This is a genomic window from Caballeronia telluris, assembly GCF_001544495.1.
Taxonomy (GTDB): Bacteria; Pseudomonadota; Gammaproteobacteria; order Burkholderiales; family Burkholderiaceae; genus Caballeronia; species Caballeronia telluris.
In genome coordinates this window covers 147,611-167,137 of record NZ_FCNZ02000012.1, presented here as the reverse complement: position 1 = coordinate 167,137, position 19,527 = coordinate 147,611, and the positions used below count along the sequence as shown (strand labels likewise).

Genomic DNA, 19,527 nt, shown 5'->3' with positions numbered 1-19,527 from the left:
ACAGGCCGCGTCGCTCATGCGGGCTGTTTCGGTTGCGTCGAGCGCGTGCCGGCCTGCCAGACCCAGCGATTCAGCGCGATCGTGCCCGCCAGCGTCGCCACGTACACGATGAGCTGGATGCCCGCCGGTCGCGCCGTATAGCCGACGAGCGTATGCAGCATCTTCCCGACGATGCTGGTTTCGTCGAGCAGCCACGAGGTGTCCCAGGTTTGTTCGCCGAGCGCCGGCACCAGCCCGGCGGACAGCAGATAGCCCGCGCACTGGCTTGCCATCCCCGCCGCGAGCAGCATGATGAGCCAGTTCGTCACGCTGAAAAGTCGCCTGACCGGAATTTGCAGCAGGCCGAAGTACATGCAGGCGCCGAGCCCGATGCCGCCGAGAACGCCGATGGCGCCGCCCACGGCCATCTGCGAGGTCTGTCCCGGATCGCCCGCGGCGATGCCGTACAGGAACAGCACCGTTTCTGAGCCCTCGCGCAGCACCGCGACCGCCACGACGATGGCGAGCCCCGTCAGGGGCTTCGTGCCGCTCGCGACCGCCTTGCCGACTGCGCTCAACTGCTGCGCCATCTCGCGACCGTGCTTGCTCATCCAGACGCTGTGCCAGGTGAGCATCGCGACCGCGAGGAACATGATGGCCGCGTTGAACACCTCCTGGCCCATGCCTGCCGCGAACGAGCCGATGACATCGGCGAAAACGGCGACGAGCGCCGCGCCGACGATCCCCGCAGCGAGACCGCACGACACCCAGAAACCGCGTCGCGGAACGCCTTTGGTGGCGGCCATCACGATGGAGATGACGAGCGCGGCTTCGAGCACTTCACGAAACGCGATGATGGCGGTCGACAACATGCCGAAACTCCTGGAAAGACGGGTGATCGAATGGGATGACGCGACGTCCGCGACGGACAGGGCCTCCTGCAAGCAGACCTTCGACGTCGGCAGACTCATGCGTCTGAGTGCGTCAGAATACGATTGAGTCGCATTATGCTCAAGGTATTTCGGTCGCCGGACGCGCCCTAATTGACGACTAAGTTGCGAGCCGGAGAGTGCGGTCTGAGGGCAAACAACGACAAGACGGACGTTTGAACGGGGCGAGCGCGTGGAGGGCGCGCATTCATTGACGCCAAACCTGAGAGAGAAAATTCCATGTTCGACTTGATGATGCAATCGGTCCTGCTTCTGTCGGCGGGCGCGCTCGGCACATGCGCGATCTCCGACCTGTTCTCCCGCGATGTATTGAGCCGCGCGGGCCGTCATGGCCGCTACGCCGATCTGAGCGACTTCCACGGCGGCCCTCGTAGATAACGCTTTTGTAATCGCGCGCTGGTGGGCGCGGCGTAAGATCGCAGGCATGGTCAATTGCCCACGATGAGGTCGCCGGATGCGCATTCTGATAGTCGAAGACGAGCAAAAGGCAGGCGCATACATCAAGAAGGGACTTGAAGAAGCCGGCTATCTGGTCGACGTCGTGGGCGATGGCGCCGAAGGGCTGATCCTCGCGCAGGAAGAGAACTACGACGTCATCGTGCTCGACGTAATGCTCCCGACCATGGATGGCTGGACGGTCGTGCGCAATCTGCGTCAGACGAAGGCCACGCCGGTCATCTTCCTCACTGCCCGCGACGACGTCGCCGATCGCGTGCGCGGACTCGAACTCGGCGCAGACGACTATCTCGTGAAGCCGTTTGCGTTCGTCGAATTGCTGGCACGCGTGAGGACGCTTGCGCGTCGCGGTCCGTTGCGTGAAAGCGACCTCATCTCGCTCGGCGATCTGGAGATCGACGTGACGCGTCGCAAGGTGCGTCGCGCGGGCAGGCGCATCGAGCTCACGCCGCGCGAATTCGCGTTGCTGCAACTGCTCGCGCGGCGGCACGGCGAAGTGCTGAGCCGCACGCAGATCGCGTCCTACGTCTGGGACATGAACTTCGACAGCGACACCAACGTGGTGGAAGTGGCGATCCGCCGCCTGCGCGCGAAGATCGACGACGACTTCGACGTCAAGCTGATCCAGACCGTGCGCGGTGTCGGCTACGTGATCAATACCCAAGAGACCGACTGATGCGCGCGCGTTCGCTCACCACGACGCTCGCCTTCGCCTTCGCCGCCACCACGCTCGCCGTATTCGCTATGGTCGGCAGCTTCGTGTACTTCGCGCTGGAGCGGCAGGTGCGCGTGCAGGACGATCTCGACATCGTGCTGGCCGCACGGCACACGCGGCGTCTCGCGGAGGAATTGCAGAATTTCGCGGACATCCGCCGATTCAACGAGCGGCTGGAGAGCCAGGTGCTCGGCAACGAGGCGCTCTCCATCGGCATCGCGGATGCGTCGGGCAAACTCCTGCTGCAGCACAATCTCGGCGGCGCCGCCGAGGGGCTGACGCCCGCTTCCGCACGCGTCCCTGCGGCCGCGCGGATCACCGACAACGCCATCTTTGCGGCCACGGCACCGGACGGCGATCCGCTGCGCATTCTGGCCGTCGATGCCAAGCTCGGCGACGGAACGGTCGCGACCATCGCGATCGTGCGCAACATGCGCGACCGCTGGCTGCTGCTCGACCGCTATCGTGACCGGCTGCATCTGGCCGGTGTCGCGGGCGTTCTGCTGACGTTCGCCATCGGTTATTTTCTCGTGCGCCGCGCGCTCAGCCCGCTGCGCGAGATGGCCGAGAATGCGGCGGGCGTGACGGTCGACAAGCTCGACACGCGCATCGCGGTGGAAGGCGTGCCGAGCGAACTGGAGCCGCTCATCGTGTCGATCAACGGCATGCTCGCGGGGCTGGAGCGCAGTTTCCAGCGTCTTTCGCAGTTCACCGCCGATCTCGCTCACGACATGCGCACGCCGCTTGCCAACATGCGCGGTGCGACGGAAGTCGCGCTCGCACGGCCCCGTTCGGTCGACGAATATCAGGCACTTCTCGCGTCGAATCTCGAAGAGTGCGACCGTCTCTCGCGGATGATCGAAAACGTGTTGTTCCTCGCGCGCGCGGAGCATCCGCAGTTCTCGCGGCATATGCGCGAGTTCGAGGTGGCCGGGGAACTGCACCGCATCGCCGAATACTTCGAAGGACTCGCGGAAGAGGCGGGCGTGCATCTGACCGTGAGCGGGTCCGGTCATCTCCGGGCCGACGTCGAGCTTTTCAGGCGCGCGGTGAGCAATCTGCTTGCCAATGCGGTGCGTCATACGCCGCGCGAAGGCGCGATCAGGCTCGTCGCCTGCGCGGATGCCGCCGGGGTGCGGGTGACCGTCGAGAACGAGGGCGCGCCTATCGATCCTCTCTTGCTCGAACGCATCTTCGACCGCTTCTACCGTGGCGATCCGTCGCGCGCCGGCGGTCCTGCGAGCGGTTCGTCGGGTCTCGGGCTGGCGATCGTCCGGAGCATCATGGAGTTGCATGACGGCCGCGTGCACGCCGAAAGCGATGCGCGCAACACGCGTTTCGTGCTGTCCTTCCCTCCGCAATAGAAGCAGGCCGACGCCGTCATCGCGTCTTCGCGCGCGACGAAACTTATCGTGCAAGTTATCAAACTTGTAACGTCCGCGTCAGTATCGTGTCGGTCTCCGGGCACCACAATGACTTCAACGCCAATCATTCAAAGAGCGGCGTCCAAGCAGGCTTCATCCGGTTCCATCGGTTCGGATGAGACCTTTGTCATTGATTCCTGGAGGTTGATCATCATGAAGAAAATCCTGTGCGCGGTCCTGGCGACCGCGATGCTGGCACCGCTGGCGTCTTTTGCCCAGACGACGGGCGGCCCCGTGACGCGCGCGCAAGTACGCGCGGATCTCGTGCAACTGGAAGCGGCCGGTTATCGGCCGAGCACGCACGACGCGGACTATCCGAACGCGCTTCAAGTTGCAGAAGCCAAGGTCGCGGCGATGCATGCTCCTTCGGTCGCTTACGGCGGTGCGCAGGACGGGGCCGCCTCGAATGGCGTTTCAGGCGCAGGTCACGCGGCCGCGCAATGAGTCATGAATCGAGTCGCGCCCGCCGGGCGCACTCGTTCAACTGTCGAAAAGGGAAATCATCATGAAGAAGACCGCATTGTTTCTGCTTGCATCGATCACGGTTGCCGTCGCGACGCAAGCGTCGGCGCACGCCGGCGGACTGACCCGCGCGGAGGTCAGGCAGCAACTCGTGCAGGCCGAGGCGAAGGGTTTCGCGCCTTCATCCTCTGTCGACTATCCGCCGGGCCAGCGCGCGATTGCCCGCAACCGTGCGATCTTCGAAGCGCGGCATGAAGGGAAGATGGGCTCGTTCGCGCAATCCACGGGCGATGCCGGCGCGACCGAAGCGTATGCGTCGAACTGAAACGAGTGTGATGCGTACGCCTCGGCGCGATCACACGCGCGCGAGCGTCACCGTCGCGACGAGCCCGCTGGGCTCGCCGTCGGACAACTCGATCTGCGCGCCGATGCGCGCAGCGATGCTCCCGACGATCGACAAGCCCAGCCCCGAGCCATCCACATCGCTTCCAAGCACGCGATAGAACGGATCGAACACGCGCGCTCGCTCCTCGGGCGCGATGCCGGGACCCGTATCCGTCACGCAAATCCACGGCCGTCCGTCGGCGATGCCGGTCGAGAGATCGACCGATCCCCCTTCCGGCGTATAGCGAATTGCGTTGTCGACGAGGTTCCTCACCAGTATCGTGAGGTCCGCTTCGGGCGCGTGCACGAGCACGTCTTCGTCGCCCGACACGCCGATATCGACGCGCCGTTCCTCGGCGAGCGGCATCAGGTCTTCGAGGACATGGCGAAAGACGGCGTGCACGCGTAATTCGGCAGCGGACGACGCGCGCGGCTTGTCCTGCAGGCGAGCGAGCGTCAGAAGCTGGTTGAGCAGCACGCGGGTGCGATCGATACCGCAGCGCATCGACGTGAGCCGCTTGCGCGCCGCGTCCGGCATGTCGCTGGCATCGAGCCGCTCGGCCTGCAGCGAGAGCGCAGTCAGCGGCGAGCGTAGTTCATGCGCGGCATCGGCAACGAAGCGGCGCTGCGCGGCCACCGATGTCTCGACGCGCCCGAGCAGCCGGTTGATCGCCACGACGAATGGCGCGATCTCGCTCGGGAGCGCATCGCCGGCGAGTGCGGAGAGGTCGTGTTCGGGCCGGTTGTCCAGACTCGTGGCGAGCAAGGCGAGCGGCCTGAACATGCGGCGCACCACGAGATGCAACACGACGAGCAGCACGAGCGCGAGCGTTCCGAACGGCATGACGGTGGCAAGCGCGCTGTTGCGCGCGATCTCGTCGCGTCCGGCCGTCTGCTGGCCGACCACGACGCGCGTCCCGCTCGCGAGCGTCTTTACGACGATCCGCCACGGCACGCCTTGCACGCTCGCGTTCTGCAAGCCGTCGGGCAGATTGGCGGCGAGCGCGAGCGGCCTGTGCTCGAGCGTCGTCTGGATCACGAGCTTCGCTTCGAGGTCCGCCGGATTCGCGACGTTGGCGAGCGCCTCGTGCTCCATCACGCCGAGGCTCTGCGGCGTGATGAGCAGGGCGATTTGTTCGAGCTGATCGTCCTGCAGTTCGTTCGCTTCGTGAAAGGCCGTCTTGAACGCAATCACGCCCGCGACGACCGCGATCGCCACCACGAGCGCCGACAGCCACGCCGACAACCTGAACTGAAGCGATTGCGTCATGGCGCTTTCGACACCATCCAGCCGACACCGCGCACATTCTTGATGGCCGCGGTGCCCAGCTTCTTGCGCAACGAATGGATCAGGAATTCCACTGCGTTGCTCTCGACTTCCTCGTTCCAGCCATAGATGCGCGCTTCCAGTTCGGCGCGCGACAGGATCGCGCCGGGGCGGATCAGGAGCGCCTGCAGCAGCGCGAACTCGCGGCTCGACAGGCGCGAGAAGTGCGGCCCGGAACTGGCTTCGCGGGTCGCGGGATCGAGCGTGATGAGGCCGTTGCTCATGACCGGCGCGGCCTGCCCGCCGCGCCGCCGGATCACCGCGCGCATGCGGGCTTTCAACTCCGACATGTGGAACGGTTTGAGCAGATAGTCGTCGGCGCCCGCATCGAGGCCGAGAATGCGGTCGTCGATGCAGTCGCGCGCGGTGATGATCAGTACCGGCACGAGACTTCCCGCCTGGCGCACGGCGCGCAGCACGTCGAGTCCGTCCTTGCCCGGCAGGCCGAGATCGAGCAGTATCGCGTCGTAGACGTGCGTCTCCAAGCTCCTGAGCGCGAGCTTGCCGTCGCGCACCCAGTCGGCTGCGTAGCTGTCGTCTCGCAGCGCATCCTGCACCGCCTCGCCGATCATGCGGTCATCTTCTACCAGCAACACTCGCATCCCGTGCCCCGATTAGCTCAACATGTGCCGTGACAGGCGCCGATGCGATCCATAGTCGCGAGCAAATCCGCTAACGCCTGCTTGCAGTTCGCCTGATCGGGCGCCTTGGCCCGCAGCGCATCGAGCGCACGGTCGATCGCCTTGTCGACCGTATGCCAGTCCGGCGCCGCGCGCGGCTTGAGCGACGGCTCCGCTTCGTCCCACGATGTCTCCAGATCCTTGATGCGCGTCTTCGCGCCAGCGAGGTCGCCCTTGTCGACCCGCGCGGCCGTATCCACGACGATCGCCCTGAACGGCGCGAGGTCGCCGAGCTTCGATGCGGTCGCGGCCTGAATCGAGCCGATCAGTGCGAATCCGTCAGGCGTGAATGCGGTGCCGAAGGTGGCTGCGCCCAACACGATGCTCAGTGCGACGGTGACAAGACGTGGCGTTTTCATCTTCTTCTCCCTAGTGAGGTCAGGCAAGCGACGATTCGTCCGCTTTCGGCTTCGCGATGCTCACGTAAGCCACGAGCGCAACGATAATCGTCAGAAAAATGGCACTGGTGTAGATCGTCCCGAGGCCGACGCCGCCATACGTGCGCGACTGCGAGAGCAGGTCGCCGAGCGACGCGCCCAACGGACGGGTCAGGACGTAGGCGATCCAGAAGGCCGTCACGCGGTTCAGTCCGAGGTACGCGGCGAACGCCGTGAGCGCGATCAGTGCGCTGAAGATCACCACGCCGAGCGAGAAGCCAAGGCCGAGCGCTTCGGTCGCGAGGTCGCCGGCAGCGGTGCCGAGCGCGAACGTGCAGAGGATGGCCCCCCAGTAGAAGAGTTCGCGAGGGCGGGAATCGATCGCGCGAATCGACAGCGTGCCTTCCGCGCGATACCAGAACCAGAAAATTGCCGCGAGCATCACGCCGAAGCAGGCCGTGCTCGCGTAGAGGCTGACGCCGGCGCCGTCGGTGAGCGCGTCGGTGATCTGCGTGCCTACCACGCTCACCAGCACGACCGTGAGCCAGTAAATCCACGGCACGAAGCGGCGCGAGCGCAGTTGCGCAAGGAGCGCGACGATGAGCAGCGCGGCCGTGATCGCATCGGTGACGATCGCCCCGAGGCCGACGTTCACGGCAAGATAGTCCGCGCCGGTTTCGCCGACCGTTGTCGACATGATCTTGATGATCCAGAAGGCGAGCGTCACCTCCGGCACCTTGTTGATGGCTCGGGTCAGATAGGCGCTTCGGTTCTTAGCCATGAACATGCCTCGCGAAAGGGCGTGCGCGCAGCCGCTTCCCGGGACGGGATGGCATGGCCTGCGCGTCGTGTCGGAAGCAACTTTGGGCAGCGTGACTTAGTAGTCGCTTAGTAGCCGTCTAGTAGCCGCTTAGTAGCCCCTTAATGCGCGCGTTGACCCGAGCTAAGGATCTGCTAAGTTTGCTGGCGGAAAATGAGCGATTGCATTGCGACCCGCACGCGGCCTTTATGACGATCATTGCGAACGCGAACGGCGGCCTGCTCGAGTCCGTCGAAATGGAACTGTTGCCGCCCATGGGCGCGGAACCCGCGTGCGTCGCCGTGTATCTGCCTCAGCCGAATCCGCCGGCGTCGCATCTGTTGTGGAACACGCGGCCGGACGGCAGCCGGTATGCCGTCGATCAGCAGCTCGCATCCTTGTCCGCACTCGTGGACGACTGTCTTCTTCTGTCAGGCGCCGACAGCGCCACGCTGAACGAGCTCGCCACGGCATTCGAACGCTGCGCCGCGCGCATTCGTCTGGCATCCAAAGGCCCTTGAAGCGACGCGGCGGTCCGGTTCATTTCGCGCTTGCCAAGGCGCTCGCCGTGTCCTGCCATCCTCCTCCCAGCGCCACGAGCAGTTGCACGCACGCGATCACCCGCCGCGCGTCGATCTGTTCGGCCGTGCGCTCGTTGGTGAGTGCGATGGTCTGCGCGGTCACCACGTCCAGATAGCTCACCGCGCCCGCCTGATAGCGGTTGGTCGTCAGCCGCAGCGAGAGCGCCGCCGCATCGGATGCGCGACGCTGGCTCTGCGCTTCGTCGGCGAGTGCGTTCAGCGAGGTCAGGTCGTCCTCCACTTGCTGAAACGAGGTGAGGACGGTCTGCCGGTAATCGGCGACCGACCCGTCGTATTGCGCGCGCGCACGCTTGAGCGTGTCATTGCGCTGGCCGCCGTCGAAGATCGTGGCGGCGAGTTGCGGGCCGAGCGACCAGAAGAGACTCGGGGCGCTCAGCCAGGGCGCGAAGAACGTGCTTTCGAGCCCCACGCTCGCACTCAGCACGAGATTCGGAAAATAGGCGGCGCGCGCCTCGCCGATCTGCGCATTCGATGCGAACACGCGCCGCTCCGCGGCGGCGATATCCGGCCTGCGTTCGAGCAACCGGGAGGGCACACCGGGCGGCACCTCGGGCACCGACAGGGCCTGCTCGCGGGCGGCAACGGTGAACGTCGATGCCGGTTCGCCCACCAGCACCGCGATCGCGTGCTGAAGCTGGGCGCGCTGCGCGCCGGTGTCGGTTGCCTGGGTGCGGGTGCTTTCGAGTTGCGCTTGCGCCTGCGCGACCGCGGATGCATCGATCGCGCCGTTCGCGAGTTGCTGGTTCAGGAGACGCAGCGCCGCAGCGTAGGCAGACACGGAGTCGTCGAGCAGATTCTTTTGCGTATCGAGCGAGCGCAGGTTGAAGTAATCGGTGGCGAGTTCGCTCGTGACCGACAGGCGCACCGCTTCGACATCGGCCGCGCTGGCTTCGGCATTCGCCTGCGCGTTCGTGGCGGCGTCGCCGATACGGCCGAACAGGTCCGGTTCCCACGACGCCGACAGTCCCGCCGAGTAATCGGGCACGGTCTTGCCCGCGAGCGAATGGCCCAGCACGTTCTGCGAGGTACGCGCGCGGCTTTGCGCGACACCGGCCGTCACGCTCGGCCAGAAGCCTGCTTGCTGATAATCCGCCAGTGCGCGGGCCTGTTGCAACTGCGATACCGCTTTCTTCAGCGTCTGGTTGGAGACATCGACGCGTGCTTCCAGCCGGTCGAGCTCGGGATCGTTGAAGACGGTCCACCACGGGCCGCGCGGCGTCTGGTCGGCGGGAGCGGCGTCGGACCAGCCCGGCGCGGCGGCGTAATGGGCCGGCACCGCGACGTCCGGTCGCGAATAAGGCGGCAAGGTGGAACAGGCACCGAGCACGGCGCAACCGACGCCCGCAACGAGCACGCGAAGCAACATCGGATTGCTTTTCATGACGCGCTCGCCATCTTCGAGACGCGTACGGTCTCGCCGCTCGTGGTCGCGTCGCCGGGGTTGTCGATCACGCGGTCGCTTGCATCGAGGCCGCTCGTCACTTCGACATGCGTGCCGAAGTCGCGGCCGATACCGACTGTTTTCAGTTGCGTCCTGCTCGCGGAATCGACGGTCGCCACCGTCACGCCGTCCGGCCGGAAGAGCAGCGCGCTCACAGGCAAGTCGAGCGCGGGCCTGCTGTTCTGAAGCGCGAGATGCACTTGCGCATACGCGCCCGGCAGCAGCGCGCCATCGCCGTTCGCGACGTCGACTTCCACGCGCAACGTGCGGCTCGCCGGGTCCATCGCGCCCGCATTGCGCGCGACGTTCGCAGCGAAACGGCGGCCGGGATACGGCTGCACCGTGAGATAGGCCCGCGTGTTCGCCGAGAAAGGCGCGTCGTTTTGCGGGACGTCGACGAACACGCGCAACGTGTCGCGCTGGGCAACATGGAAAAGCTCGCCGCCCGATGCCGCCAGCCCCGGCGCGCCGCCCGCCGTCACGAGCGCGCCCACATCGACATTGCGCGCGGTCACCACGCCGTCGAAGGGCGCGGTGAGCTTCTCGTACGACACGAGTTCCGCGAGCCTGCGCACGTTCGCCTGCGCAGACTGCAACATCGCGCGCTTGGCCTGCATGTCGCCGGATTTGGTGTCCGCGTCCTGCTGCGAGACGGATTGCGTTTTCAGCATGTCCTGCCAGCGTTGCGCCGTGACTTTCGCGTAATCGAAGTTGGCTTGCGCCGTGGCTTCGTCGGCGCGCGCTTGCAGAAGTTGGGCGTCGAGCTCGGGGGTCTGGATGGTCGCCAGCACGTCGCCCTTCTTCACGTGCGCGCCGATATCCGCGTACCAGTGCTCGATATAGCCGCTCGTGCGGGCGTAGATCGCGGCATCGGCGAAGGCGGTCACCGCGCCGGGCAGCAACAGCTCCTGCGTCGAAGGCGCCGTGCGCGGTACGATGACCGAGACGGTCTGCATGCTGAGCGATGCCGTCTGCGCGGTGAGCGCGGTCTGCGCATGCAACCGCGGCAGGATGCCCGCGGCGAGCAGCGCGGCCACGACGCCTGCGAGCAGCACCGGGGCAAGCACGCGACGCGTCTTGCGGGTCGAAGGCATCGCGCGGGATGGTTGTTGGTCGTCTTGCTGGTTCATGGTCGATGGACTGAGTGGAATGTCACTGGCCGGCGGCGGGGCTCGGAACGGGAGAGCGGGTCGAGCGGCGCCGGGCGAGCCACGCATGCACCATGCCGAACACGACCGGCACGAAGAGCAGCGTCGCGACGGTACCGAGCATCAGTCCGCCGATGACCGCCCGCCCGAGCGGCGCGTTCTGTTCGCCGCCGTCCCCGAGACCGAGCGCCATCGGCAGCATGCCGATCAGCATCGCGAGAGCCGTCATGAGGACGGGCCGGAAGCGGCTGAAGCCCGCTTCGAGCGCGGCGCGAAGCGGCTCGGCGCCGCCTTGCAGCATCTCGCGGGCCGCATTGACGACGAGAATGCTATTGGCCGTTGCAATGCCGATGCAAAGAATGGTGCCGGTGAGCGCGGGCACGGAGAGCGTCGTGCCGGTCGCGAACAGCATCCACGCGATACCGGCAATCGATGCCGGCAAGCCGCTCACGATGATGAGCGGGTCGAGCCACGACTGGAAGTTCACCACCATCAGCAGATAGACGAGCACGATCGCGAATGCGAGTCCGAGGGCGAGTCCGCTGAACGATTGCGTCATCGATTGCACCTGGCCGCGCATCACGATCGACGATCCGGGCGCAAGCGACGGTTCTGTTTCCTTGATGAGCTTCGCGACATCGGACGCGACGCTACCGAGGTCACGGCCTTGCACGGACGCATAGATATCGAGCACCGGCTGCACGTTGTAGTGCGACACCACCGCCTGCTGCGATGCGCGCGTCATCGTGCCGAGCGAGCCGAGAATGCTTTGCTGCGAGCCCTGGGCCGCGCCGACGGTGAGGGGCAGGTTGGCGAGTGTCTGAAGCGAATGGATATCGGTTTGCGGCACTTCGGTCATCAGCGGATAGCTCACGCCGTTCTTCGGATCGAGCCAGAAGTTGGGCGTCGTCTGCGAGCTTCCGGAGAGCGCGATCAAGAGGTCCTGCGCCACCTGCTTTTGCGTGAGGCCCGCCTGCATCGCCTTCGTGCGATCGACGTTGAGATCGATGGCGGGCGCATTGCCCGGCTGCTGAATCCGCGCATCGACGAGCCCGCGCACGTGGCGAAGCTTCGTCAGCAGCGCATTGGCGGCCACCCGGTTTTGCGCGAGATTCCGCCCGACGATCTGTATGTCGATGGGCGCGGGCTGGCCGAAGTTGAGAATCTGGCTCACGATGTCGGCGGGCAGGAACGAGAACGTCGTGCCGGGAAACGACGCGCCGAGCACGCTGCGCAACGTCGCCACATACGCGGCGGTCGGCGCGTGACGGGGCGTGAGGGAGATCATGATGTCCGCGTCTTCGCTGCCGATCGGCGCCGACGACGAGTACGTGAGGTTGATGCCGCTCACCGGCACGCCGATGTTGTCGAGCAATGCGGCTTCTTCGGACTTCGGAATCACGGTGCGGATCTTCGCTTCGACCTCGTCGGCGAGGCGCGCCGTCTCTTCGATGCGCATGCCGGTCGGCGCGCGCATGTGCAGACGGATTTCGCCCGTGTCGACGCTCGGAAAGAAATCGCGGCCGGTGAACGGCACGAGCGTCATCGACCCGAGGCAGAAGATCGCGAACGCTGCGATCACCTTGCGCGGATGGTCGATGCCGCGAGCGAGCGTGTTCTTGTAGCGTGCGCGAAGGGCCTCGAAACGCTGTTCGAACGCAGCCTGCCAGCGCGCCAGGAACGCGAAGCGTCCATGCGGCTCGCGCTTGCCGCCGGCCTTGAGCAGATACATCGCGAGTGTCGGAATCAGCGTGCGCGAGAAGAAATACGAGGCGCACATCGCGAAGACCACCGCTTCGGCGAGCGGCACGAACAGATAGCGTGCCACGCCCGAGAGCAGGAACATCGGCGCGAATACGATGCAGATCGAGAGCGTGGAGACGAAGGTCGGCACCGCGATCTCGCCCGATCCGTTCAGGATCGCGTCCGGAAGCGAGGCACCGTTCTCCAGATGATGCGTGATGTTCTCGATGGCGACGGTCGCGTCGTCCACGAGAATGCCGACCGCGAGCGCGAGGCCGCCGAGCGTCATGATGTTGATCGTCTCGCCGAGCGCCGACAGCGCGATCAGCGACGTGATGACGGACAGCGGGATCGTCACCGCGATGATCAGCGTCGCGCGCCAGCTGCCGAGAAAGAGCAGGATCATCATCGCCGTGAGGCACGCGGCGATCAGCGCCTCGCGCACGACGCCCATGATCGACGACTTGACGAACACCGACTGGTCGGCGAGCGGCGTGATCTTGAGCGCGCTCGGCAGGCCCGCGGAGATCGTTGGCAGCATCGCCTTGATCTGCTGGATGATCGTGAGCGTGGACGTGCTGCCGGTCTTCTCGACGGTCAGGAGCGCCGCACGCTTGCCGTCGCTGCGCACGATGTTGGTCTGCGGCGCGTAGCCGTCGCGCACTTGCGCCACGTCGCGCAGATACACGACACCGCCATTGATCGCCTTGACCGGCAGGTTGTTGAGCGCCGCGACGCTATCAGTGCTGCCGTTCAGTTGCACGTTGTATTCGCGCGTGCCGATCTTCGCCGTGCCGCCGGGCAGGATCAGGTTCTGCGCGTTGACGGCGTTCACCACGTCGCTCGGCGAGAGGTCCTTGGCCTGCAGCTTGCGCGGGTCGATGTCCACCATGATCTGCCGAATCTTGCCGCCGAACGGCAACGGAACCGCCGCGCCCTGCACGGTCGCGAGCTGCGTGCGCACGAAGCTGTTGCCGAGGTCGTACAGGGTCTGCTCCGGCAGCGTGTTGCTCGACAGCCCGAGTTGCAGGATCGGCACCGTCGACGCGTTGTAGGTGATGATGTTCGGCGGCAGCGTGCCGGGCGGCAGGATGCGCAGGATCGACGCCGAATTCGACGTGGCCTCGGCGACCGCGCGGTTGATATCGGCGCCCGGGTGAAAGAAGATCTTGATGACCGAGACGCCGTTCAGCGACTGCGATTCGATGTGCTCGATGTTCTCGACATCCGACGTGAGCGCGCGCTCATAGTTCGAGGTGATGCGCTGCGCCATGTCCTCGGCGGAGAAGCCGTTGTAGGACCAGACGATGCTCACCACCGGAATGTCGATGTTCGGAAAGATGTCCGTCGGCGTTCGCATGATCGCAAGCGGGCCGATCAGGAACAGCAGGAGCGCGAGGACAACGAAGGTATAGGGCCGGCGAAGGGCCAGTCGGACGATCCACACAAGAATTCCCGGGCGTTGATGCGCCTGAAGCGCTGTCGAATGCAAAAGCCCAGTGTGCGGGAGCGCGCGTTACCCGTTTCTGACGCGCGGATGACAAGTCTGTAATGTGGCCGGCACCGTCCCGAAGCCGCCGCTATCGACCGTCGAGTTGAAGATACTTGTGCGCGAAGGCGATCGCCATGCTGCCCTCGCCAACGGCCGACGCCACGCGCTTCACCGGACTCAGCCTCACGTCCCCGCAGGCGAACACGCCGGGCACGCTCGATTCGAGCAGATACGGATCGCGGCTGTGCGGCCAGCGCCCGGCCTTGATGACGTCGTCGCCAGTCAGGACATAGCCGCGCTTGTCGCACGCGATGTCGGGCGGCAGCCATGCGGTTTGCGCGTCGGCGCCGATGAAGACGAACAGGCCGCCGCAATCGTGACGGCTGATGGTCGCCGTGGCGCCGTCGAGTATGTCGATGGCGGTGAGATGCGTGTCGCCATACGCGCCGACGACTTCCGAGCGCAGTTTCACCACGACATTCGATTTGCCGGCAAGCTGCTCCACCAGGTAGCGGGACATGCTCTTTTCGAGCGCGTCGCCGCGCACGACGAGCGTCACCACGCGCGCGTGGCCCGCGAAGAACAACGCCGCCTGGCCGGCCGAATTGCCGCCGCCGATCAGATGCACGTCGAGTCCGTGCGTCGCGCCGGCTTCGCTGCGCGCCGCGCCGTAGTAGATGCCCTTGCCGATGAAGCGGTCGAAGCCTTCGATCGCGAGGCGCCGCCACGTGACGCCCGTCGCGAGGATCAGCGTGCGCACGCGAACGACGTCGCCGCCGTCGAGATGGACGCAGCGCGACTCGACATCGATGCGCTCCACCGCGCGCGTCACCAGAATCTCCGCGCCAAGGCGCTTCGCCTGCTGCAAGGCCCGGCTCGCGAGTTCGTCGCCGGAGACGCCGCTCGGAAACCCAAGGTAGTTCTCGATGCGCGACGAGGTGCCGGCCTGTCCGCCCGGCGCCTCGCGCTCGACCACGATGGTGCGCAGGCCCTCGGACGCGCCGTAGACCGCCGCGGCAAGGCCAGCGGGACCGCCGCCGATGATCATCGTGTCGTATTCGGCAAGGCGCGGTTTCGTTTGCAGACCGAGCAGTTCGGCCAGCTCGCGCGTCGCGGGGCGGTTGAGGAGCGTGCCGTCGGCGAGGCGCAGCACGGGACAGTCTTCCTCTGCGGGACAAGGGGCGTGCCAGCGCGTCGCCATTTCGGGCGCGTCCGGCGTCATCCAGTCAAAGCTGATCTGGTTGCTTGCGAGAAACTTGCGCAAGCCCGCACACGCCGTATCCCACCGGCTGCCGACCATCGTCACGCGCGGCTTGGGCGGCTCGGCGGCGATGCCCTGCAATCCGCCGATGCGCTCGCGCGCCAGCGCGCCCATCTTCACCGCGACCTCCGGCGATGCCGCCGCCAGCGCGTAGTAGCGCGGTGCATCGACGCGCATCACGCGCGACGCCTGCGCGGCCCGGTACGCGCCCGGAAACGGCGAACTCAACGCGAGCGGCACTTCACCGAAGACCGTGCCGGGCAGACGCCAGCCGAGCGTGCGCTCGACGCCGTCGAACAGCTTGACGACCTCCATCTTGCCCGAGAGCACCGCATAGAGCGCTCGCTCGCCGCCTTCGTGCACGGCGAATTCACCGGGAGACAGATGGAGGTCCGCCGAGGTGTTCGCGAGATGGTCGAGTTCGGCGTCGGAAAGCGTGGAGAACAGCGGAATTGCCCGAATGTCGTCAAGGGTCAGCATGGCGTCGTCTAGAGCAGGCAAGCGAGGGGTCGAGGGGCGGCCGCGATGGAATGCGTGTCCACGCGAAGTATAGGACCTGCGATGGAAGATATTGGTCTTACGGAAATGGGCTGCGTCGGCGATGGCGCATTCGATCTTGCATCGCCATCGCCATCGCCATAAAGCGCACCGTCACGCCATCGCGTTGCCCCCGGACACCGCCGCGCCGAGCGCGTTGCTTGCCAATTCGAACGCGTTGTCGCGTCCTTGCTCGCCTTCGTGCGCCGGATTGATCTTCGCCGTGATGGCGTGGAAGCTGCCCTGATCGGCGAGTTCGTTGCAGCCGTGCGATTGCCAGAACCATGCGGCGACGAGCGCGGCGACGCCGGCATCGTTGCGCACGCTGTCCGGGTTGGCAGCCAGATCGACGCCGATCGCCTTGCCCGCCGCGTCGAAATTGCCCTTGAAGGTGAGCTGGATCAGACCCAAGCCACGATAGCGCCAGCCGTCGCCGCTCGCAGCGGGACCGTTGCCGCACTTGTTCTGATAGACGAGATTCGCGATCTGCTGCTGACGATCGGGCGGCACGCACGTCTCGCCGGTCTGTCGGCCGAGCGCGTTGCATTGCGTCTGCGTCAGCGAAGAGAAAACGGCATCCAGACGGGAGGCCGCGTAGTTGAACTTCTCGGCGACGGGCGGCAGCGGAAAGCCTCCGCTTTCGTAAGCGATTTGCGCCAGAAACGCCGCCTGCCGCGCGGGGGTATTGATCTGGTATCGCTCCATCGCCGACGAAATCGGCGCGAGCCAGAATGCCGCGCTCGTCTGGGACGCGCCGGTTGCCGCCATGAACGTTGACTGGTCCATGCTGTTCTCCACATGGTGTTTCGTCGGGAGTGGGCGTCGTTGCACGCTGGACGGGCCGTACCCGAAATGAAATGCCGCCGGGAATGTTTGAAGGGGAAGCTTTATTAGCAGGCGGGGATCGAGACGGCGCGCGATCGCTGTATTGGATCAGCGCGACGTGAATAGCGTTTTAGCACGTATTCCCGCGCATGCACTGCTTAGGATGCCGTCTTATGAGCGCCGCATAACATTGTCGAAGCGAGCGTGTCGTCCGCTAACGGATGGGCGTCGATGGGGTCGTCGGCGGATTGTATGGAACCGCGCGATTCCCGGCGCGTGGGTCCGTGCCGGTGCCGGTCGTCGAGCGCTCGCTGGACTGAGGACCGCCCGGATAACGCGGACCGCCCATCGGTTCGACACCGGGCGCGACGCCCCACGTCACCGGCGAAGCTCGCGGCTTGCGAAGCCGCGATTCGGCTTCGTCGGCCCAGCGCGAGAGGGCGCCCGCTTCTACGCGCTGCGGCGCGGACGGCCCGCGATTTCCGGCGACGGTAAGCGAGAGGTTCTCGGTCAAAAGAATCGGCGGCCAGCTTGCGCCGCTTCCCGGCGTGCACAGCACACGCCCTTCACGCACGAAGACCGCCACGTTGCCGGGCGCCGTCGCCGGATAGCCGTCGCTGCGGCGCACGTCGAACTCCGTGCCTTCCACCGACGCCGACAGTTCCTTCGTGACCACTTGGCCGCCGCCTTGCTTCGCAATGCGCTTGATCCTGGCGAACAGTTCGCCGACGAGCAGCTTGATCGACCCTAACTGAACGCGCGTCTGCCGGTTGAGCGTGACCGTGCTGCCGTCGTCGTATTCGATGACGGCCTGGCCGCCCGCCGTATCGACGATATCGCCGGGAAGCAGTTGCATGCCGGACGGATCGCGAATCACGCCCTTCTCCGGGCGCTCGACGCTTACGCCGGGGTCGGAATACAGCAGCGTGCCCTTTTGCGACGCCCCCGCGCCCACGAAGAGCGGACCGACGCCGAACGATGCATCCGCGCAACCCGCAAGGAGCGCCGCGCACAGCGCGAACCGCACAAGCGCCACAAGCATATCGGGACGACGTTCAGCGCCTGCCATGAGACCACCTCTTTTCGAGTGCCAGCAGCATCCACCATGTCACGCCAAAGGCGGCGAGGTGGTAAAGGCTGTCGACGAGCAAGCCAAGTCTGGCGTAAAGCAGCACGGCGATCGCGAGAAAGACGAAACAGGCCGCAGGCAGGACGACGACGTCGAGCCATCGCGACTTGCCCACGCGCCAGATGCGATAGGCGATTGCGGCAGCCACCATCACGAGCACGAGAAGCCATTGCTGAAGGTATCCGAGCGGCGTGACGATCGCCCCGGTCAGGAGGGCATTGACCGCGCCGGCCTGGAACTCGAAGCCGTAGCGCTCCGGCCCCGCCACGTCGAGCCGCGTCTGCAGGAGGTCCAGCGGATGCTCGGCACCGACGACGATCACCTTGCCCTGCCACGCGGGCGCGGGCGCACCGAGGGCGAGCACGGCATCGGCGTTGAACCGCCTCGCCGGATCGCGCAGACGTTCGCGATGCGACAGCGGAAAGATGATGCGCGCGAGCACGGCCCCCGCCGGACGCGCGGGACAGTCCTTGTCGGCCCATTCGGCGACTTCGCGCAAGGAGAAGCGCACGTTTTGATCTTCGGCGCCGTTGCTCACATGCAGGATCGTGTCCGACGAAGGGATGCGCTCGATGACGGTCGCGCCGGTGACCGCATAGAGCGCGAACGACCCGTAGACGCTCTTGCCCGCCTGCATCGCGACCGTGCCGAACACCGCGTTGTCGAGCTTCTGGCCGATGCACGTCAGTCCGAGAAAGGCGCCGGACTCGCCGAGGCCCGGCAGCGCGACGGCGCGACCGTCGGGCGTCCGTGCCTTGAAGCCGAACACGACGCGCGTGCCGCTCGGACGCGCCGCGCGTATTGCGTCGATCAGGGCGGCGTCGGCGGGGCCGGGTTCTTCCGTGGTGATGTCGAAGGCGATGGCTCTGGCCTTCTGCTGCGCTGCGAGCGCGATCAGGCGTGCGTAGTCGGCGCGACGCGTACGCGCGAGGCCGCGCGTTTCCGAAGCGTTCGGCACGATGCCGACGAGCACCAGGTCCTTCGAAAGCGCCGGCTCGAAGAGCACGTCTCCGATCATCATGGTGAAGCTCGCGGTACGCGTGTCGAGGCCGAGGAGATCGAATACATTGACCCAGACGAACGAGAACGCCGTGGCACCCACCAGCACCGAAACGGCCGCGCTCGCGCGAAAGATCCGCAGCTTCTGCATGCTGAGCCTGATGGACTCGATCAGGCCGGTGCCTTCCAGTTGGGCGGCGATCGCAGCGATGTCGCGGTCGCGTGTGTCCCGCCGAAGGGGCATGGTATGGAGGTTCGCCAGTTCGGCGATATCAGCGGGCAGTTCGTGCGCGTCGGGAAGCTGTGTGCCGTCGACCAGCACGGGAACGACGCGCTTCTTCTGGCGTAGCGCTTCGGCCACCTCCCAGCGCACGTAGTCGCTCGCGCCCTGTGCAGCACGCTCGTTGAGCATCGCGAGCCATGCCGTGCCGACGACCGCCAGTACCACGTCGTATTGCCGGATTCGCTCCGACAACACATTCCGCCAGTTCGTGCCGGCGGGTATGTCCTGAATGTCGATGAACACGCGGTTTCGCGGAAACAGGGCGGCCAGCCGGTCGTGCAGTAGTTCGCTGGTCGCCGAGCTGTCGTCGCGTCTGTACGTGATGAAGATGTTGGGCATGGTCGGATCGGCAGGCGACGAAGCAGGCCGTCCCAGGCGCGACCGGGACCACGTACACGCGACGCGTCGATGCTTTGGCCTGCGTGTCATCCACTGCGGTTAGCACTTCCAACGGTGACGCTCGCGCGCCCGATGCCGCGCGCCCTAGCTCGCACAGTACTACATGCGGCAGATA

At 65.9% G+C, this 19,527-nt stretch carries 18 protein-coding genes; 6 read left to right on the top strand and 12 right to left on the bottom strand.

Annotated elements, in window-relative coordinates; genetic code table 11:
• Positions 1 to 14 precede the first annotated feature (14 nt).
• Complete coding sequence (locus AWB66_RS17370) at positions 15 to 851, bottom strand: FTR1 family iron permease (protein WP_087631414.1); 837 nt, start codon at positions 849 to 851, stop codon at positions 15 to 17.
• Between the two features lie 297 nt (positions 852 to 1,148).
• On the opposite strand from AWB66_RS17370, the gene AWB66_RS33700 reads away from it, so the two are divergent.
• The 5 genes from AWB66_RS33700 to AWB66_RS17350 all read left to right on the top strand — a co-directional run bounded on the left by AWB66_RS33700 (position 1,149) and on the right by AWB66_RS17350 (position 4,311).
• Positions 1,149 to 1,307, top strand: a complete 159-nt coding sequence (locus AWB66_RS33700; protein WP_159462914.1) for a hypothetical protein — start codon at positions 1,149 to 1,151, stop codon at positions 1,305 to 1,307.
• Positions 1,308 to 1,383: 76 nt separating this feature from the next.
• Positions 1,384 to 2,061, top strand: coding sequence for a heavy metal response regulator transcription factor (locus tag AWB66_RS17365; RefSeq protein ID WP_087631413.1), 678 nt, complete (start codon positions 1,384 to 1,386; stop codon positions 2,059 to 2,061).
• Positions 2,061 to 3,464, top strand: a complete 1,404-nt coding sequence (locus tag AWB66_RS17360; RefSeq protein ID WP_087631412.1) for a heavy metal sensor histidine kinase — start codon at positions 2,061 to 2,063, stop codon at positions 3,462 to 3,464. The genes AWB66_RS17365 and AWB66_RS17360 overlap by 1 nt, the downstream gene beginning before the upstream one ends.
• A 108-nt stretch (positions 3,465 to 3,572) precedes the next feature.
• Positions 3,573 to 3,968 carry a DUF4148 domain-containing protein gene (locus AWB66_RS17355; protein WP_327354719.1) on the top strand — a complete coding sequence of 132 codons (396 nt, stop codon included), beginning with the start codon at positions 3,573 to 3,575 and terminating at the stop codon, positions 3,966 to 3,968.
• 61 nt (positions 3,969 to 4,029) lie between these two features.
• Positions 4,030 to 4,311: a DUF4148 domain-containing protein gene (locus AWB66_RS17350; RefSeq protein ID WP_087631411.1), complete on the top strand. Its 282-nt coding sequence runs from the start codon at positions 4,030 to 4,032 to the stop codon at positions 4,309 to 4,311.
• Positions 4,312 to 4,341: 30 nt separating this feature from the next.
• Here the strand turns inward: AWB66_RS17350 and AWB66_RS17345 are convergent, their stop codons facing one another.
• From AWB66_RS17345 to AWB66_RS17330, 4 genes are read right to left on the bottom strand one after another with little or no spacing between them, the layout of a single operon-like run.
• Positions 4,342 to 5,640 (bottom strand): sensor histidine kinase, encoded by a 1,299-nt coding sequence (locus tag AWB66_RS17345; RefSeq protein WP_087631410.1) that lies wholly within the window; start codon positions 5,638 to 5,640, stop codon positions 4,342 to 4,344.
• Positions 5,637 to 6,299 carry a response regulator gene (locus tag AWB66_RS17340; protein WP_087631409.1) on the bottom strand — a complete coding sequence of 221 codons (663 nt, stop codon included), beginning with the start codon at positions 6,297 to 6,299 and terminating at the stop codon, positions 5,637 to 5,639. Before AWB66_RS17340 ends, AWB66_RS17345 begins: the two co-directional genes overlap by 4 nt.
• Before the next feature lie 17 nt (positions 6,300 to 6,316).
• Positions 6,317 to 6,736 (bottom strand): histidine kinase, encoded by a 420-nt coding sequence (locus AWB66_RS17335; RefSeq protein ID WP_087631408.1) that lies wholly within the window; start codon positions 6,734 to 6,736, stop codon positions 6,317 to 6,319.
• Between the two features lie 19 nt (positions 6,737 to 6,755).
• Positions 6,756 to 7,535: a COG4705 family protein gene (locus tag AWB66_RS17330; protein ID WP_087631463.1), complete on the bottom strand. Its 780-nt coding sequence runs from the start codon at positions 7,533 to 7,535 to the stop codon at positions 6,756 to 6,758.
• 143 nt (positions 7,536 to 7,678) lie between these two features.
• On the opposite strand from AWB66_RS17330, the gene AWB66_RS17325 reads away from it, so the two are divergent.
• Positions 7,679 to 8,074, top strand: coding sequence for a hypothetical protein (locus AWB66_RS17325; protein WP_125469742.1), 396 nt, complete (start codon positions 7,679 to 7,681; stop codon positions 8,072 to 8,074).
• A 19-nt stretch (positions 8,075 to 8,093) separates the two neighbouring features.
• Here the strand turns inward: AWB66_RS17325 and AWB66_RS17320 are convergent, their stop codons facing one another.
• From AWB66_RS17320 to AWB66_RS17290, 7 genes are all read right to left on the bottom strand, one after another.
• Positions 8,094 to 9,536 (bottom strand): efflux transporter outer membrane subunit, encoded by a 1,443-nt coding sequence (locus AWB66_RS17320; protein ID WP_087631406.1) that lies wholly within the window; start codon positions 9,534 to 9,536, stop codon positions 8,094 to 8,096.
• A complete protein-coding gene (locus AWB66_RS17315) occupies positions 9,533 to 10,726 on the bottom strand; it encodes an efflux RND transporter periplasmic adaptor subunit (protein ID WP_087631405.1) in 1,194 nt (397 codons plus the stop codon). The genes AWB66_RS17320 and AWB66_RS17315 overlap by 4 nt, the downstream gene beginning before the upstream one ends.
• A 22-nt stretch (positions 10,727 to 10,748) precedes the next feature.
• Entirely contained in the window at positions 10,749 to 13,934 is a 3,186-nt protein-coding gene (locus AWB66_RS17310; RefSeq protein ID WP_087631462.1) for an efflux RND transporter permease subunit, read from the bottom strand.
• 133 nt (positions 13,935 to 14,067) lie between these two features.
• Positions 14,068 to 15,720: an FAD-dependent oxidoreductase gene (locus tag AWB66_RS17305; RefSeq protein WP_087631404.1), complete on the bottom strand. Its 1,653-nt coding sequence runs from the start codon at positions 15,718 to 15,720 to the stop codon at positions 14,068 to 14,070.
• A 171-nt stretch (positions 15,721 to 15,891) separates the two neighbouring features.
• Positions 15,892 to 16,563, bottom strand: coding sequence for a glycoside hydrolase family 19 protein (locus AWB66_RS17300; RefSeq protein WP_087631403.1), 672 nt, complete (start codon positions 16,561 to 16,563; stop codon positions 15,892 to 15,894).
• Positions 16,564 to 16,816: 253 nt separating this feature from the next.
• Positions 16,817 to 17,671: a FecR domain-containing protein gene (locus AWB66_RS17295; protein WP_087631402.1), complete on the bottom strand. Its 855-nt coding sequence runs from the start codon at positions 17,669 to 17,671 to the stop codon at positions 16,817 to 16,819.
• Positions 17,658 to 19,352, bottom strand: a complete 1,695-nt coding sequence (locus tag AWB66_RS17290) for a TIR domain-containing protein (RefSeq protein ID WP_159462913.1) — start codon at positions 19,350 to 19,352, stop codon at positions 17,658 to 17,660. Before AWB66_RS17290 ends, AWB66_RS17295 begins: the two co-directional genes overlap by 14 nt.
• Positions 19,353 to 19,527: the final 175 nt, after the last annotated feature.

Coding starts and splice junctions, on each gene's coding strand:
- AWB66_RS17370 (WP_087631414.1), bottom strand. CDS start 851: ATGTTGTCGACCGCCATCATCGCGTTTCGTGAAGTGCTCGAAGCCGCG.
- AWB66_RS33700 (WP_159462914.1), top strand. CDS start 1,149: ATGTTCGACTTGATGATGCAATCGGTCCTGCTTCTGTCGGCGGGCGCG.
- AWB66_RS17365 (WP_087631413.1), top strand. CDS start 1,384: ATGCGCATTCTGATAGTCGAAGACGAGCAAAAGGCAGGCGCATACATC.
- AWB66_RS17360 (WP_087631412.1), top strand. CDS start 2,061: ATGCGCGCGCGTTCGCTCACCACGACGCTCGCCTTCGCCTTCGCCGCC.
- AWB66_RS17355 (WP_327354719.1), top strand. CDS start 3,573: ATGACTTCAACGCCAATCATTCAAAGAGCGGCGTCCAAGCAGGCTTCA.
- AWB66_RS17350 (WP_087631411.1), top strand. CDS start 4,030: ATGAAGAAGACCGCATTGTTTCTGCTTGCATCGATCACGGTTGCCGTC.
- AWB66_RS17345 (WP_087631410.1), bottom strand. CDS start 5,640: ATGACGCAATCGCTTCAGTTCAGGTTGTCGGCGTGGCTGTCGGCGCTC.
- AWB66_RS17340 (WP_087631409.1), bottom strand. CDS start 6,299: ATGCGAGTGTTGCTGGTAGAAGATGACCGCATGATCGGCGAGGCGGTG.
- AWB66_RS17335 (WP_087631408.1), bottom strand. CDS start 6,736: ATGAAAACGCCACGTCTTGTCACCGTCGCACTGAGCATCGTGTTGGGC.
- AWB66_RS17330 (WP_087631463.1), bottom strand. CDS start 7,535: ATGGCTAAGAACCGAAGCGCCTATCTGACCCGAGCCATCAACAAGGTG.
- AWB66_RS17325 (WP_125469742.1), top strand. CDS start 7,679: ATGCGCGCGTTGACCCGAGCTAAGGATCTGCTAAGTTTGCTGGCGGAA.
- AWB66_RS17320 (WP_087631406.1), bottom strand. CDS start 9,536: ATGAAAAGCAATCCGATGTTGCTTCGCGTGCTCGTTGCGGGCGTCGGT.
- AWB66_RS17315 (WP_087631405.1), bottom strand. CDS start 10,726: ATGAACCAGCAAGACGACCAACAACCATCCCGCGCGATGCCTTCGACC.
- AWB66_RS17305 (WP_087631404.1), bottom strand. CDS start 15,720: ATGCTGACCCTTGACGACATTCGGGCAATTCCGCTGTTCTCCACGCTT.
- AWB66_RS17300 (WP_087631403.1), bottom strand. CDS start 16,563: ATGGACCAGTCAACGTTCATGGCGGCAACCGGCGCGTCCCAGACGAGC.
- AWB66_RS17295 (WP_087631402.1), bottom strand. CDS start 17,671: ATGGCAGGCGCTGAACGTCGTCCCGATATGCTTGTGGCGCTTGTGCGG.
- AWB66_RS17290 (WP_159462913.1), bottom strand. CDS start 19,352: ATGCCCAACATCTTCATCACGTACAGACGCGACGACAGCTCGGCGACC.